This window comes from Kytococcus sedentarius DSM 20547 (genome assembly GCF_000023925.1).
Classification (GTDB): Bacteria; Actinomycetota; Actinomycetes; order Actinomycetales; family Dermatophilaceae; genus Kytococcus; species Kytococcus sedentarius.
Map to the genome: position 1 here is coordinate 2,309,485 of NC_013169.1, position 14,157 is coordinate 2,323,641.

11 protein-coding genes and 4 pseudogenes are annotated in these 14,157 nt (G+C 71.4%); 8 read left to right on the forward strand and 7 right to left on the reverse strand.

Going from position 1 to position 14,157, the window contains the following annotated elements; translation table 11 throughout:
* Nucleotides 1-117: 117 nt before the first annotated feature.
* From KSED_RS10925 to KSED_RS10950, 4 genes and pseudogenes are all read left to right on the forward strand, one after another.
* Nucleotides 118-492: a hypothetical protein gene (locus KSED_RS10925; RefSeq protein ID WP_015780144.1), complete on the forward strand. Its 375-nt coding sequence runs from the start codon at nucleotides 118-120 to the stop codon at nucleotides 490-492.
* Between the two features lie 254 nt (nucleotides 493-746).
* Nucleotides 747-1,457 (forward strand): annotated as a pseudogene (locus KSED_RS15775) (AfsR/SARP family transcriptional regulator); the annotation flags it as partial.
* 551 nt (nucleotides 1,458-2,008) lie between these two features.
* A complete protein-coding gene (locus tag KSED_RS15415; RefSeq protein WP_015780148.1) occupies nucleotides 2,009-3,574 on the forward strand; it encodes a tetratricopeptide repeat protein in 1,566 nt (521 codons plus the stop codon).
* A gap of 110 nt (nucleotides 3,575-3,684) precedes the next feature.
* Nucleotides 3,685-3,948 (forward strand): hypothetical protein, encoded by a 264-nt coding sequence (locus KSED_RS10950; protein WP_015780149.1) that lies wholly within the window; start codon nucleotides 3,685-3,687, stop codon nucleotides 3,946-3,948.
* A 49-nt stretch (nucleotides 3,949-3,997) separates the two neighbouring features.
* Here KSED_RS10950 and KSED_RS10955 read toward each other — a convergent pair whose 3' ends face one another.
* From KSED_RS10955 to KSED_RS14280, 3 genes and pseudogenes are all read right to left on the reverse strand, one after another.
* Nucleotides 3,998-5,353 carry an IS256 family transposase gene (locus tag KSED_RS10955; RefSeq protein WP_373419159.1) on the reverse strand — a complete coding sequence of 452 codons (1,356 nt, stop codon included), beginning with the start codon at nucleotides 5,351-5,353 and terminating at the stop codon, nucleotides 3,998-4,000.
* Between the two features lie 88 nt (nucleotides 5,354-5,441).
* The gene (locus KSED_RS10960; protein WP_015780150.1) at nucleotides 5,442-6,104 is read right to left on the reverse strand and encodes a hypothetical protein; all 663 of its coding nucleotides are present in this window, start codon (nucleotides 6,102-6,104) and stop codon (nucleotides 5,442-5,444) included.
* Nucleotides 6,105-6,287: 183 nt separating this feature from the next.
* Nucleotides 6,288-6,524: pseudogene (locus tag KSED_RS14280) on the reverse strand (acetamidase/formamidase family protein); the annotation flags it as partial.
* Between the two features lie 198 nt (nucleotides 6,525-6,722).
* Here KSED_RS14280 and KSED_RS10965 point away from each other — a divergent pair.
* On the forward strand, nucleotides 6,723-7,088 hold the full coding sequence (locus KSED_RS10965; protein ID WP_015780151.1) for an ArsR/SmtB family transcription factor: 366 nt from the start codon (nucleotides 6,723-6,725) through the stop codon (nucleotides 7,086-7,088).
* Nucleotides 7,085-7,573, forward strand: coding sequence for an SRPBCC family protein (locus KSED_RS13835; RefSeq protein WP_015780152.1), 489 nt, complete (start codon nucleotides 7,085-7,087; stop codon nucleotides 7,571-7,573). Before KSED_RS10965 ends, KSED_RS13835 begins: the two co-directional genes overlap by 4 nt.
* 371 nt (nucleotides 7,574-7,944) lie before the next feature.
* On the opposite strand, the pseudogene KSED_RS10975 reads toward KSED_RS13835, so the two are convergent.
* Nucleotides 7,945-8,286, reverse strand: a pseudogene (locus KSED_RS10975) (acetamidase/formamidase family protein); the annotation flags it as partial.
* A 114-nt stretch (nucleotides 8,287-8,400) separates the two neighbouring features.
* Here KSED_RS10975 and KSED_RS10980 point away from each other — a divergent pair.
* On the forward strand, nucleotides 8,401-9,720 hold the full coding sequence (locus KSED_RS10980; RefSeq protein ID WP_115306791.1) for an ISL3 family transposase: 1,320 nt from the start codon (nucleotides 8,401-8,403) through the stop codon (nucleotides 9,718-9,720).
* Nucleotides 9,721-9,722: 2 nt separating this feature from the next.
* Here KSED_RS10980 and fmdA read toward each other — a convergent pair.
* From fmdA to KSED_RS10995, 3 genes and pseudogenes are all read right to left on the reverse strand, one after another.
* A pseudogene (fmdA, locus tag KSED_RS10985) lies at nucleotides 9,723-10,652 on the reverse strand (formamidase); the annotation flags it as partial.
* Between the two features lie 61 nt (nucleotides 10,653-10,713).
* Nucleotides 10,714-11,010 carry an FmdB family zinc ribbon protein gene (locus tag KSED_RS10990; protein WP_015780153.1) on the reverse strand — a complete coding sequence of 99 codons (297 nt, stop codon included), beginning with the start codon at nucleotides 11,008-11,010 and terminating at the stop codon, nucleotides 10,714-10,716.
* 145 nt (nucleotides 11,011-11,155) lie between these two features.
* Nucleotides 11,156-12,337: a hypothetical protein gene (locus tag KSED_RS10995; RefSeq protein ID WP_015780154.1), complete on the reverse strand. Its 1,182-nt coding sequence runs from the start codon at nucleotides 12,335-12,337 to the stop codon at nucleotides 11,156-11,158.
* A gap of 315 nt (nucleotides 12,338-12,652) precedes the next feature.
* On the opposite strand from KSED_RS10995, the gene KSED_RS11000 reads away from it, so the two are divergent.
* Nucleotides 12,653-14,104, forward strand: a complete 1,452-nt coding sequence (locus KSED_RS11000; protein WP_015780155.1) for a GntP family permease — start codon at nucleotides 12,653-12,655, stop codon at nucleotides 14,102-14,104.
* The last annotated feature ends 53 nt before the right edge of the window (nucleotides 14,105-14,157 follow it).

Consider the following 14,157-nt stretch of genomic DNA (forward strand, 5'->3'; position numbering starts at 1 on the left):
GACTGTCGAACGCCGCGAGGGGGCCCACGGGGTCGTCGAGGACCGTGCTGGCGGCCCCGTCCCGTCGGTGGTGCGTGTGAACATGGCGAAATCCACCGAAAGCGACTGGAGGTCCCCATGCACCGCGCCCGCTCGGCCATACCGGCCGCGATTGTTTCGCTCTGGGCGCTCACCGCGTGCTCGGGGGCGGACGAGGCGCCCACGGACATCCCCGAGGCCCCGCCCAAGGTTTCCTCGACGGCGCCCGGGCAGTCCGAGGAGGCATCCGGGCAGGACAGCGCCGCGGAGGCCGAGCCGTCGGAGTCGCAGGACTCGTCCACGGAGGCCGCACCCACGGGCTCCCCGAGCTCCACGCAGGAGACCGATCCCGCCGGCGGCGCTTCGGAGGGGGCCGCCGGAGGGACCGGTTCCGACAGCGAGACACAGGAGTCCGGCTCGGCAGGGTCCGACGAGGCCGAGACCAGGCGAAGGCCCACCTGGACCAGTGCCTGAGGAGCACCGGGGCAGAGCCCGAGGGGTGCCCGTTCTCCGCCTTCGTCGGGTCCGACAACTACCGCAACGGCTCCTGGGAGCTCACCCAGGAGCCCGCCACCAGCGAGGAGACCTTCTCGATGCGGGGCGAGGTCATCACCGAGGGCGACAGCCTCACCGTCACCTGGCCCTGACCCTCCGTGGTGGGGCAGCGCGAGCACCTACGCTGCCCCCATCACGGCAGCGCCGCCGTGGTGGCGGCCGAGAGGAGAGACATGCACCTCGCCGTTCTGGGGACCCTGGTGGTCACCGACGACGCCGGCCGGACCCACGAGTTCGCCCGGCGCGAGCGCCGCGTGCTGGAGCTGCTGGCCGCCCGTGCACCGCGCCCCGTGCCGGCCCACGAGATCATCGAGGCCCTGTGGCCGGAGAACCCGCCCGCGAGCGCCGACAACCAGGTGCAGGGCTGCTGCTCCCGCATCCGCCGGGCCCTGTCCGGCCCGAACGGGTCGCCGATCGTCTACGCCGCCGGCACCTACCGCCTGTCCGATGCGGTGGAGCTCGACCTGGAGCGCTTCCGCACCCACGTGCGCGAGGCCCGGGCGGCCCTCGCGCAGCCCGGCGGGGAGGACCGCGCGGAGCAGGAGCTGGCCGCGGCCCTGGAGCTGTGGCGCGGCGACCCCTTCCCCGATGCCCTGCCCGGGACGCACCCGGCGGGGCTCACCCCATCATTGAAGCGGACCCACACCGACGCCTGCGAGCAGTACTGGGGCCTGGTGGCGCGCACCGACCCTGACCAGGCGATCGCCGAGCTGGAGCGCATGGTCGCGCTCAACCCGATGCGGGAGAGCACCTGGGCGGCCCTGATCTCCAGCCTCGCCGCCGCGGGCCGTCGCGCCGAGGCGCTGTCGGCCTTCGCCCGGCTGCGGCTCACGCTGCGCGAGACGCTGGGGGTGCACCCGCCGCAGGAGCTCCTGACGCTGCACGAGCAGATCCTGCGCGGTGAGAGCCTCAGGGCCGCTCCGGCCGCCACGGCCGCCACGGCCGAGAACCGTCCCGAGGGGCACCTGCCGCCTCCCACGCACACCTTCGTGGGACGACAGCCGCTGCTCGCCCGCATCGACCAGGCCCTGACCCGAGACGGGGTGCGCGTGGTTCTGCACGGGCGCTCCGGCATCGGCACGTCGGCGCTGGCCGTCCACGCGGCCCACCAGGTGGGCTCCCGCTTCGGCGGTGGCGTGTTCTACGTGAACGCGCACGGCGGCACCAGCATGCAGCGCACCCCCGGCACCGTGCTGGAGGACCTCCTGGCCCAGGCCGGGAGGCCGCGGCACGACATCCCCACCGACGAGGAGTCCAAGCGGCGGGCGTGGGCCACGGTGCTGCGGGAGCGTCGCGCCCTGGTGGTGGTCGACGGCGCGCCGGACCAGGCGTTCACCGAGGCGATCCTCCCGGCCGGGGTGGGCATGGCCCTGGTGACCAGCTCCCGGCCGCTGCGCTCCCTGCCGCAGGTCGAGAACCTGGCCGTAGGCCCCTGTTGCCCTCGGACTCGGTGGAGCTGCTGCGGCGGAGCCTCGGCCCCGACCGGCTGGCGGGCCAGGAGGACCGGGCGCGGGCCGTGGCCGAGGCCTGCGGCCACCACCCCACGGCCCTGCACCTGGTCTGCAGCAAGCTGCGCTCGCACCCCGGCTGGGACCTGGGCGTCGTCCTGGACCAGCTGCGCAGCACCGACCTGGTGCTCCCCCACCTGGCGGCCAGCGGACTGGACCTGCGGGCCGGCATCGAGTCGGTGCTGGAGGACCTGCCGACGGTGGCCCGCGAGGCCTTCGACCTGCTACCCCTGCTGGGCGAGTCGCCCTTCCCGGGGTGGACCATCGGTGCCCTGGGGGGCACCCCCCAGTGGTTCGGCGTGGTGGACTCGCTGGTGGAGGCGCACCTCCTCATCGAGGAGGGCACCGACTCTCTGGGGCAGCCGCGCTACACGATGCAGACGCTCACCCGGGCCGTGGCCCGGGCGCGGGGCGAGCGCGGTGACCCTGCCGTGCTGCGCGCCGCATGCGGCCGTCTGGTGCGCACCTGGTGGGCGCTGGCCCACCGCGCCGGCCAGGGGGTACCGCCCACGCTCTACGACCCGGGCCTGCTGGACCCCGCAGCCGACGAGAGGGTGCCGGAGCCAGCCACCTTTCTCGATGCGGGGACCCTCCGGTCGGTGGAGCGGCCCCGGGAGTGGCTGCGCACCGAACGCCACGGGTTGTCGGCGGCCGTGGAGTTGGCCGCAGAGCACGACTGGCCGCTGGAGGCCGCCGGGCTGACCGGGGCGCTCCTGCCCTTCTACGACTACGAATGGCTGCACGGCGACTGGGGCCGGACCACCCGGCACTGCCTGGCGGCACTGGACCGGGTGCCCGAGGCCGACCGGACGCGGGAGCACCGCCTGGCGCGGGCCCGGATGGTGCGTGCACTGGCGCACCTGCAGATGTACCGGACCCGCCACGAGGCCGGGGAGAGCCTGGCCCACCAAGCCCTGGAGCTGTTCACCGCCGAGGGCGACGACCGGGGCGCGGACCTGTCCCGGCTGAACCTGGTGACCGTCACCCGGGAGCTGAACCGGCGCGAGGAGGCGCTGCAGCACGCGCTGGAGGCACAGCGCAGCGAGGTGCCCCGCATCCGGTCCGCGGCGCTGTCGGTGACCGGTGGGCTGTTCAACATGGCGGGACGCCATGCGGAGGCGGTGGAGTGCTACGACCAGGCGGTGGCCGACGCGGTGCTCGGCGAGGACGACCACCGGCTGGCGCTGGCGATCCGGGGGCGCGGCATCGCGCTGTCCCGGTTGGGCAAGCTGCCGGAGGCCGTGGCGGAGGTGCAGCGGTCCATCGGGCTGTTGCAGGAGATCGACGACCCCGGCTGTGTTGCGCAGGCCCTGCGGTCGCTGTCGAGCTTGCGGGAGCAGCAGGGTGACCTGGCTGCGGCGGAAGCTGCCCGGCAGGCGTTCGAGGCCTTCTACGCCTCGGTGGGCCGGCCCGGCACCCGTGGCCCCTACGACGCGACGACGCCACGGCTGTGGACCGCGGGCGCCCAGCTGGACCGGACCGATCTGCACTGAGTCGGCCGGTGGGCGGGCGGGGCGTGGTGGGCGGGCGGGGTCGGCGCGCCCGGGATGGTCCGGGGCGAGGGGTCGTGATGGAGTGTGCTCGTCCCCCCGAAAGGTCACCGATGTCCCAGCCCCCCGCACCCGGTCCCCGTACCCCGCGCGACCAGCGCAAGGTCGCCGGCGCCACCATGGCTGCGGCCGTGGCCTTCTTCCTGGCCTGGTGGGTGCTCGGTGACGAGTGGCCCTCGCTGACCAGCTTCGAGGGATGGGGCCCCTTCCTCATCGCCGCCTTCCTCGGGGGCACGGTGCTGGTGGTGGGTCTGGCCCTGGCGGAGCCGAAGGACCCGTGGGACTCCCACCTGGACGAGGACCGCGGCACCGTCTGAGCCACCCGGCTCAGCGGGCTTGTCAAGGTTTCTGTGTAAGCGGGGGTGTTCACAGGTAGGGGTTGATTCGGTCGGGGTAGGCCGCTGCGAGTTGGGCCAGTGCCTGTTTCCAGTTGGTGACGACCTGGCCCTGGACGAGGCGGCCCTTGGCCTTGCGTTCGGCCGCCGGCTTGCCCTTCTCACGGGCTCGTTCAGCGGCTCGTCGGTCCTCGATGTTGCAGATCGCCAGCCACAGCAGCTTGACCGCGGCGTCGGTCGAGGGGAAGTGCCCGCGGGACTTGGTGACCTTCCGCAGCTGATAGTTCAACGACTCGATGGAGTTCGTCGTGTAGATCACCCGCCGCAGCATCGGCGGGAAGGCCAGGAACGGGACGAACCGCTCCCACGCTGCCTGCCAGGTCGCGACCGCCGAGGGGTACTTCCGGCCCATCTCGCTGGCCGCGAAGTCCTCCAACGCGGCTCTGGCGGCCTGCTCGGTGGCGGCGGTGTAGATCGGCTTGAGCTCCTTGGCGACCTTCTTGCGGTCGGTGTACGACACGAACCGTGTGGACGCGCGGATCAGGTGGACCACGCAGGTCTGGACCATCGAGTCCGGCCAGGTCGCCTCGATCGCCTCTGGCAGCCCCTTGAGCCCGTCGCAGCACACGATCAGCACGTCGGACACGCCACGGTTGGCCAGGTCGGCGCACACGTGAGCCCAGAACGCCGATCCCTCGGTGTCCTGGACCCAGATCCCCAGGACGTGCTTGACACCCTCCAGATCGACACCGACCGCGAGATAGGCCGCCCGATTGAGCACCTGGTGGTCCTGGCGGATCTTGACCCGGATCGCGTCCAGGTAGAGCACCGGGTAGAACTCCTCCAACGGCCGGACCTGCCAGGCCAGCACCTCCTGGGCGACCGCGTCGGTGATCTTGCTGATCGTCTCGTGGGACAGCTCGGTGCCGATCGTGCCAGCCAGGTGGTGCTGGATCTCCCGGATCGTCATGCCCCCGGCGTAGAGGCTGATGATCATGTCGTCCAACCCGCCCAGCCGACGCTGACCCTTGGGGACCAGGCGGGGAGTGAACGACCCGTCCCGGTCCCGGGGGACGTCCAACTCGATCGATCCCACCTCTGAGGCGACCGTCTTCGGGGTGGACCCGTTGCGCGAGTTGCTGTGCGCTGAAGCGTCCACCGAGCCCTTCTCGTAGCCCAGGTGACTGCTGAGCTCGGCCTGCAACCCACGCTCCAGGGCAGCCTTCACCAACGCCGGGACGAAACCACCATCCCCGGTCAGCTCAACCTGCCCGGCATCGATCTGCGCGAACAAGCCGTCCAACTGCCCCGAAGCCTTCAACTCCTCCACCAAGTCCTGCCCCGAGGGCTGGGCACCAGCCCGCTGCTCCTTGTCAGTCATGGTCATGATCCTTCACCGTTCCTCTCAGTACGGCTTACACAGACCATCTGACAGGCCCGGCTCAGCTCGCCCGGCCCGAGTCTGCCGGGTCAGCTCACAGCCCGACCTCCGAGAGGCGGCCCACCGGCAGCACCGCCATCACCAGCACCAGTGCCGGCAGGAGCGCCACCGGCGAGGCCGTCGCCAGCGCCACCGCCGCGCTGGTGCCCAAGTGCGGCAGCAGGGCCGGGGCCACCATGCCCAGCCCGGCCACGAGGCACACCATCACCGAGACGAGCACTCCCAGCGCCCGCGTGAACCCCCAGAAGAACAGCAGCACCAACAGCCAGAAGGCACTCCACAGGCCGCAGGCGAACACGAACAGCGCCAGCTCCCACGCACCGTCGCCCAGTTCCGGGGGCGGGGTCACCGCGCGGGCGAGCAGGGCCCCGACCACCCCGGCCACGGCGCCGCACAGGGCCAGCATCGCCAGGACCACCACCAGCACACCCCACCGATGAGGGGTGCCCACCCCCGCCCTGGACAGGACGGTGAAGGTCCTCGGCATCGTCGCGAACGGGAGCAGCCCGGCCGCGATGCCCCAGTACAACCACGGGAAGTCCCAGTCGTTGCTGAAGGCCACGACGAGCACGACGGCTGCCACCAGGACCGCCGTCTCGACCAGCGCCTTCAGCGCGGCGGGCACCAGCACGGCAACGGTACCGCCCAGGGTGAGGGGCGACCTGGCGATCTCGGCCTCGGTGCGGGGTGCGGTCATGGGGTCCATCCTCGCCCGCCGATCGGGTGAGGCGCAGCACGGTGACGATCAGCACGATGAGGGGCACCCCCAGGAACGCGCCGAAGGACACTCAGGGACGCACCGCCCGCACCACCACATGGGTGCGGTGATCACGCACGCAGCGGCGGGGGTTGTGGAGCAGTCCACGCACCCCGGCGGGTCTCACCCCATCACGGACCTCGGCGCACCGATGCCGGGGTCGACCTGCGGCGGCTCCCCCACGCCAGGGCGGATGTCGACGTCGAAGATCTCCGTCGGCAGGTAGACCGTGGCGCAGGCGTTCGGGATGTCGACCACGCCCGAGAACCGACCCTCGATGGGGGCGGCGCCCAGCAGCAGGTAGGCCCGCTCCGCCGACCAGCCGAAGGTCGTCAGGTACTCGATGGCGTGCAGGCAGGCCGGTCCTCGTCGCCGCCGGGTTGTCGGCGGCGGCCTTCACCGTGGCGCTGTCGCTGCGGGAGAGCGACCCGGACGAGCCCGACCACGAGGACATGGGCACGGTCTGAGGGGAGACGGCGCGGGCCGGTCCGCCCTGCCGCGGCCGGGTCCGGGAATCGACCTTGACCGAATGTAACCACCCAGTTACGTTGATGTTTCATGAGCGCTGACCCCGTCTGGGACGCCCTGGCGGACCCCACCCGCCGCGAGATCGTCACGCGCCTCGCGGAGCAGGACCTCGCGGCCGGGGAGATCGCCGAGTTCTTCCCGGTCAGCCGTCCCGGCATCTCGCGTCACCTCCGGGTGCTGCGCGAGGCGGGACTCGTCTCCGTGCGCGGTCAGGCGCAGCGCCGGATCTACCGCCTCGAGCCCGAGGCCATCGACCCCGTGGGCCAGTGGTGCTCACAGGTCACCACCTTCTGGAACCAGCGCCTCGATGCGCTGGAGACCGAGATCGCCCGCGGCCGACGGGCGACGCGTGACGCCGACCCTGCCCCCGGCGCCGAACCCGAGGAGACACCGTGAACGACCTGCTGGGAACCCTCCGCACCGCCCCCGAGGGGGCCACCGCCACCTTCGAGCGCACCTACCCGACGACGCCCACGGACCTGTGGGACGCCCTGACCGACCCCGATCGCCTGGCGCGCTGGTTCGCCCCGGTCGAGGGTGACCTCCGTCCCGGAGGGTCCTTCGTCATCCACTTCGACGACGCCGACACCCCCGAGTGCCGGCTCGTGGCCTGCCAGCCCGAGCGCCAGCTGGAGTTCGAGTGGCCGACCAGCAGCCGGCTCACCGTCGTCCGACTCCGTCTGGAGGCTGCCGCCGATGCGACCACGCTGCACCTCACCCACGAGCTGCTCACCGAGCCCAGCGCCCCGGGCTACGCCGCCGGGTGGGAGGCCTACCTCCGGGAGCTGGAGGACCACCTCGGCGGGGAGGCCGGCGGCCGCTGGTGGGAGCAGTGGGCCACGCTGCGGGACCGCTACGCCGAGCTCCTTCCCGGGGGTTGAGGGGCCGTCGCAGCGGGTGCACCCGCCCTCCTCCGGGTTGGTGATGGTCACGGACTGGTCGGCGGTCGCGGCCACCGGCAGGGCCACGACGGACGCGGCCGCACCGGCCACGGCTGCGCGCAGGGACATACGCATGGTTTCTCCTCAGAGACGAAAAGGTGAGCAGGGTGTGGGATCCACCCCGTGGGAGAACATTCCCCTTCCCCCGCGGTCAACGTAGCAGGTACCACACTTTCTGGACACTTGTCCTGCCGCAGCGCTTTTCCACACGGAATGGAGATCCATCACCCTCCGCAAATGGGTGATGGGACACTTTTCTGACCACGACAAAGGGGCCGGACCCCACGGCCCGGCCCCTTCCTGGTCCCGCGTCAGTCGAGGCTGGCGCGCGGCGCCCCGATGCCCGGGTCGACCTGCGGCGGCTCCCCCACGCCCGGGCGGATGTCGATGTCGAAGATCTCGGTGGGCAGGTACACCGTCGCGCACGCGTTCGGGATGTCCACGACGCCCGAGAAGCGGCCCTCGATCGGCGCCGCACCGAGGAGCAGGTAGGCCTGCTCGGGCGACCAGCCGAAGGTCGTCAGGTAGTCGATCGCGTGCAGGCAGGCCCGCTGGTAGGCGAGGTGCGAGTCCAGGTAGCGCTGCTCGCCGTCGAGGGTCACCGAGGTGCCGGAGAAGCTCAGCCACTGGCTGTACCGCGGCTCCACGTTGCCGGCTCTTCAGAGTTGAGTGTGGGCGCGCCGCTGGCGCGGGGTAGCTGGAGGTAGACGTCGAGGTCCCCGATGATGAGCGGACTTCTACCCCCGCTGATCTCAAGGACCTCGACGATGCCCAACCATAGTTGCGTATGCCCTGACGCGCTCGATCGCTGCGACCGATGCGACCTTCTCCTCGACTTCCCCAGCCTCCACCTCGTGGCGGTCACCAAGGCCCGAGCGGGACTGGTCCTTGAGGTCGAGTCCTGCGACCCGGTCGCCGGCTGCCCGGGCTGCGGTGTCGTCGCAACTGGCCACGGCCGGATCACGATCGAGATGATCGACGCTCCCTGGGCCGGACGGCCGGTGCGGATCCGGTGGCGCAAGCGCCGCTGGATCTGTCTCGAGAGCGTTTGCGCGGTGACGACCTTCGTCGAGCAGGACCCGGAGGTCTGCGCCCCGCGGGGCCTGCTGAGCACGCGCGCGATCCGCTGGGCGATCGGACAGCTCCGGCGCGTGGGAGCGACGATCCAGGGCCTGGCCCGCCAGCTCGGCACAACCTGGAACACGCTCTGGTCCCAGGTCCAGCCCGTCCTGGCCCAGGCCGCAGGCGATCCATCCAGGTTTGAGGGCGTTCAGGTCCTGGGCGTGGACGAACACATCTGGCACCACCGGGACCCGCGCAGGCGCGGACCGAAGGAGCTCACCGGGATGGTCGATCTGACTCGCGGCACCCACCCCACCGCCAGACTCCTCGACCTCGTCCCCGGCCGATCCGGCAAGGCCTACCGAGACTGGCTCGACGAGCGCGGCGAGGAGTTCCGCAAGCGGGTCGAGATCGCGACGCTGGACCCGTTCCAAGGCTACAAGAACGCGATCGATGACCAGCTCGAGGATGCCACCTGCGTGCTGGACGCCTTCCACATCGTGAAGCTCGCCGGGGCTGCAGTCGATGACGTCCGCCGCCGGATCCAGCAGGAGACCCTCGGCCACCGAGGCCGCAAGGGCGACCCCCTCTACGGGATCCGTCATGTTCTCCGCGCCGGACGGGAACGCCTCACGCCGCGCCAGCAGACCCGTCTGGCCAGCGCATTCGCGGCCCACCCCGATCACGTCGCGGTCGAGGTCGCCTACCAGTGCGCCCAGGACCTCCGAGACGTGTTCCACCAGCCCACGCACGCGCAGGGTCGTCGACTGGCCGAGCAGCTGATCGAGAAGCTGCCATCCTGCCCGATCCCCGAGATCGCGCGATTGGGGAAGACGCTACGCCGGTGGAAGACCGCGTTCCTTGCCTACTTCGACACCGACGGCGCGAGCAACGGGGGCACCGAGGCCGTCAACGGGATCATCGAACTCGGCCGCCGCATCGCCCGCGGATTCCGGAACTTCGAGCACTACCGCCTCCGAATGCTCCTCATCGCCGGCGGGCTCGACGCCTCACCCCACACTTAACTCTGAAGAGCCACGTTGCCCGGCATGAAGATGGCGTTCTCGTGCACGCCGTACTTCTCCATCCCGCCGGGGATGATGTCGACGTGGAAGTCGATGAAACCACCCATCTCGATGCCACCGCAGAAGGTGATCTCACCATCGCCCTGGCTGAAGTGGAGGTCACCCACGGAGAAGTTCGCGCCGTCGACGTACACGGGGTAGAAGACGCGCGTTCCCTTGGACAGGTTCTTGATGTCCTGGTTCCCACCGTTCTCACGCGGCGGGGCGGTGCGGGCGGCCTCGGCGGCGACGCGCTCCCGGTCGCCCTCCGGGACGCCGCCGAGGATCGCGTCGTTCGGCTGCGGCGGGAGGGCCAGCGGGGGCACGCGCTCGGGGTCGGTGGCGATGAGCGCCGCCTCGCGGGTGTTCCACTTCCCGAGCAGCTCGGCCGAGGGCGCGGTGCCCATGAGGCCCGGGTGGATGATGCCGGTGAAGCTCACCCCGGGCACGTGGCGGGAGGTGGCGGTCTGTCCGGTGAAGTCCCACACGGCCTTGTAGGCGTCCGGGAACTGGTCGGTGAGGAAGGAGCCGCCGTTCTTCTTCGCGAAGATGCCCGTGTAGCCCCAGCCCTGGCCGGCCAGCGGGCCCTCCTCCTGCGGGATCGGGCCGACGTCGAGGATGTCGACGATGAGCAGGTCACCCGGCTTGGCGCCCTCGACCCGGAACGGCCCGGACAGGGTGTGCACCTTGTCCATCGGGGCGTCGCGGATGTCCTCGGCGGAGTCGTCGTTCTTCATGAAGCCGTCGAACCACTCGCGGCAGTCCACCCGGAAGGTGTCACCGGGCTTCACGGTGACCACCGGCGGGATCTCCGGGTGCCAGCGGTTGTGACCGAGCAGCTCCTGCTCGGTGAAGGACTTCGCGGAATCCAGCGGGAAGATGTTCTTCGGCATCTCGGGCTCCTTCGGGGTGACCACCCCGGGACCCTCCCGAGGCGACGATCGGGTGAGTCGGTCAGGGGCGGGGCAGCTTCGCGTGGCGCGGGTCGCCCGTGGTGCGGGGCCGGGAGGGTGAGCCGCCGCGGGTGGGCGGGGGCACCGCATCGACCACCTGGGGGGCGTGCGCGCTGGCCCGGGTGGACTCGATGAGGCGGGCGCGCGGGTCGCTGCCGCGACCGAGGCGAGGTGCCGAGATGCGGCGGCGGGCAGTGGCGCCGCAGGTGGGGCAGGTGAGCGGCTCGTCGGCCGCGGCCAGGGGGATGGAGAGCTCGGCGTCGTGCTGCGCCTCGCACCGGACCTCGTAGAGCGGCATCGGGCCTCCTCGTCGCGTGTGGCCTGCGTCACGGTGAACCTAGCGGGGGCGGCGAGGTGGGGCAAGGGTGGTGGGGGTGTGGGGGCTGGCGCGGGCGGTGGGGTAGGGCGGGCGGTGCCGCCCAGGGTCCCGAGACGCGGGGGCCTCACATCTCCCGAAGGATCCCCCGCCGAGCCAGCACCACCGCGCCGGCGGCCACCAACCCCGTTCCGGCGACAGCTGGCAGCAGGGAGCCATCCATCGCACCGCCCGTCGCGCCGGGCCGGTCTCCGTCGACCCCGGTGTCGATGATCGGGCCGCGACGCACGGCATCCTCGAACGCCAGCCACAGCCGTTCCCCAGAACCACCCACCGGTCCGATGGCTCGGCGCATGTCCGCCGCGCCCGGGCGCCAACCCGCGTGCGCAGCCGTCACGGCGGAGCGCAAGGACCCTGCCCGGGCACACAGGGCAAGGATGTAGGGCGGCGTCTCAAGACCGGGAACCACGATGCCGACCAGCGGGCAGCCGATCGCGGCGATGCTGGGGAACACCGAGCCGGGGATTCCGATGCACACCTCGGCGCGGGTGGATGCCTCGATGGTGCCCTCCGGTGCCGCCTCGAAGCGGCTCCAGATGGACGGGTCCTCCCGAGGGTGCAGTCCGACGCGGACGTGGGCCCCGGCATCGGCCAATGCGTGTGCGACCTCCAGCAGCAGGGCCGAGCCGGGGGCTGCATCACCGGTCTCGTCGTCCTTGGTGACCGAGGTGGCGATCAGCACGCTGCCCGGCTTCGGCTGATGGCGGGGAAGGCCGTCGAGGGCTGGATTGCCGACCACCTTCACCCGGGATGCGGGGACGCCGAAGTGGGCGGCGAAGACCTCGGCCTCGCCGCCGGCGCCGGCCGTCATGGCCACCAGGCGAGGGCGCAGGGCCGCCGCCCCCGGGGCCTCGACCGGGGTGAGGTAGGCAAGTGAACTGGCCGCAACCGGGAGGTCCGGCAAGGACGCTGCCACTCGCGTGGGCCAGTCGTTGGCGGAGTTGACCACCAACAGGTCGGCACCCCATCCGGCAGCCTCGTCAAGGGTCACGGTGGGTACGGGGTCCTCGGGGGCGATCTGGGAGCGGTCAGGCACCACCAGGGCGATCTCTCGACCGGCGATCTCGGCCTCGTCCAGGAGGTTCTCGATGTGGTACGTGCCCCAGGGTTCTGATGTGGCCACCAGCACCCGGGTCGCCGCGCGTTGTGAGGTAGCTGCGACGACGCTGGCCGATGCGGGGGCGGCGACGGTCACTGCGGCGGCGAACGCACCGGCGCCCAGGCTCGAGAGGAAGATACGACGGTCCATACGCGCACGCTAGGCCCCCAGCGTGAACCAAAGGTGGCCACCACATGACGCCTTGATGCTGGCCTCATTGCGGACCTGACACGAGAAGGCGGCACCTGACACACCGTGTTCGGTATGTCAGGTGCCGCCTTGGTGTGTCAGCTCCCCCGGGCGGGCGGGGACTTGGGTCCATCAGCGTGTCAGATCCCCGGGGCGGGGCTCGACGTGTCCACCACCTGCCCGGCGCGCGAGACCGTGACGTGGCGGTGACCCACCACAGCTCCCGCGGCAGTAGTGTCCGGGTGACCCACGCCACACTCCCAGAGAGGCCCCCTCGTGACCCTCGGCCTGATCGGCATCGCCGTCTCGTTGATCCTGCTCATCGTGCTCGCCTACCGCGGGCACTCGGTGCTCGTGGTGGCCCCGGTCGCCGCCCTCGTTGCCGCCCTCTTCTCGGGCGCTCCGCTGCTCGCGACCTACACGCAGGTGTTCATGCCCGCGTTGGCCGGCTTCCTCAGCACCTTCTTCCCGCTGTTCCTCACCGGCGCCATCTTGGGCAAGCTGATGAGCGACAGCGGCTACGCCGAGGACCTCGCCACGTGGATCTCCGACCGCCTCGGCCCCAAGCACGCGCTGCTGGTGACCGTCCTGGCCACCGCGCTGCTCACGTACGGCGGCATCAGCGCTTGGGTGATCGTGTTCACGATGTTCCCGGTCGCCACCTTCCTCTTCCGGCAGGCAAACATCCCCCGCCGCCTCATGCCGGCCGCCATCGCGCTGGGCATCTTCACGTTCGCCACCGCTGCGCTGCCCGGTTCGCCCCAGATCCACAACGCCATCCCCACCCGCTTCTTCGGCACCGACACCTTCGCGGCACCCGGGCTCGCTCTGGTCTGCGCCGTCCTCGTGTTCGGGCTGGGCATGTGGTGGCTGTCGATGCGGCAGCGCCAGCTCGCGGCCGCCGGCGAGGCCTACGCCGACCCCACTGACATCGAGCGCCGTGACAGCGCCGCCGGCCGCCCCTCCTCCGGTTCGGTGACCCCCCTGACGCTCGATGCCGCACCCGAGGCTCCCCGCCGGGTGACGACTGCGCAAGGCCTGATCGGGCTCCTGCCGATCCTCGTGGTCGTGGCAGTCAACGCGCTGCTGACCTACGTGGTGATCCCCGCGATGGACACCTCCTACCTCTCCGAGGAGAAGTACGGCGGCGTGACGGTGGCGCAGGTGGCCAGCATCTGGTCGGTCGCCGCGGCCATGCTGGCCGCGATCGTCGTGATCTTCCTGCTGCGTCCCCGTCGCGCCCGCACCTACGTGGACGGCCTGTCGGACGGCGCCAAGAACTCCGTGCTGCCGGTCTTCACCACCGCCAGCGAGGTGGCCTACGGCGCCGTCATCGCTGCGCTGGCCGCGTTCGCCCTCATCCGCGACGGCATCTTCGACGTATCGGACAACCCCATCGTCACCACGGCACTGTCCACGGCGGGCATCGCGGGTGTCACCGGCTCGGCCTCCGGCGGTCTGACCATCTCGCTGAACACCTTCGGTGAGCAGCTCCTGTCCCAGGCGGCCGCGCAGGGCATCGATCCCGAGGTCCTGCACCGCGTGGCAGCGATGGCCTCCATCAGCTTCGACTCGATGCCGCACAACGGCGCCATCATCACGCTCCTGTTGGTGACGGGGCTGACGCACCGCGAGTCCTACAAGGACATCTTCGTGGTGACCGTGTTGGTGCCGCTGGTCGGCTTGCTGGCCGCGGTGGGGCTCGGGGTCACTGTCGGCGCCTTCTGAGCGTCCTGCCTCCAGGGCCAGCCACCCGGCCACGGACCCCTGGCCCCGAGGGC

Coding starts and splice junctions, on each gene's coding strand:
- KSED_RS10950 (WP_015780149.1), top strand. CDS start 3,685: ATGTCCCAGCCCCCCGCACCCGGTCCCCGTACCCCGCGCGACCAGCGC.
- KSED_RS10980 (WP_115306791.1), top strand. CDS start 8,401: ATGCCCAACCATAGTTGCGTATGCCCTGACGCGCTCGATCGCTGCGAC.
- KSED_RS10965 (WP_015780151.1), top strand. CDS start 6,723: ATGAGCGCTGACCCCGTCTGGGACGCCCTGGCGGACCCCACCCGCCGC.
- KSED_RS10955 (WP_373419159.1), bottom strand. CDS start 5,353: ATGACCATGACTGACAAGGAGCAGCGGGCTGGTGCCCAGCCCTCGGGG.
- KSED_RS10960 (WP_015780150.1), bottom strand. CDS start 6,104: ATGACCGCACCCCGCACCGAGGCCGAGATCGCCAGGTCGCCCCTCACC.
- KSED_RS10990 (WP_015780153.1), bottom strand. CDS start 11,010: ATGCCGCTCTACGAGGTCCGGTGCGAGGCGCAGCACGACGCCGAGCTC.
- KSED_RS10995 (WP_015780154.1), bottom strand. CDS start 12,337: ATGGACCGTCGTATCTTCCTCTCGAGCCTGGGCGCCGGTGCGTTCGCC.
- KSED_RS10925 (WP_015780144.1), top strand. CDS start 118: ATGCACCGCGCCCGCTCGGCCATACCGGCCGCGATTGTTTCGCTCTGG.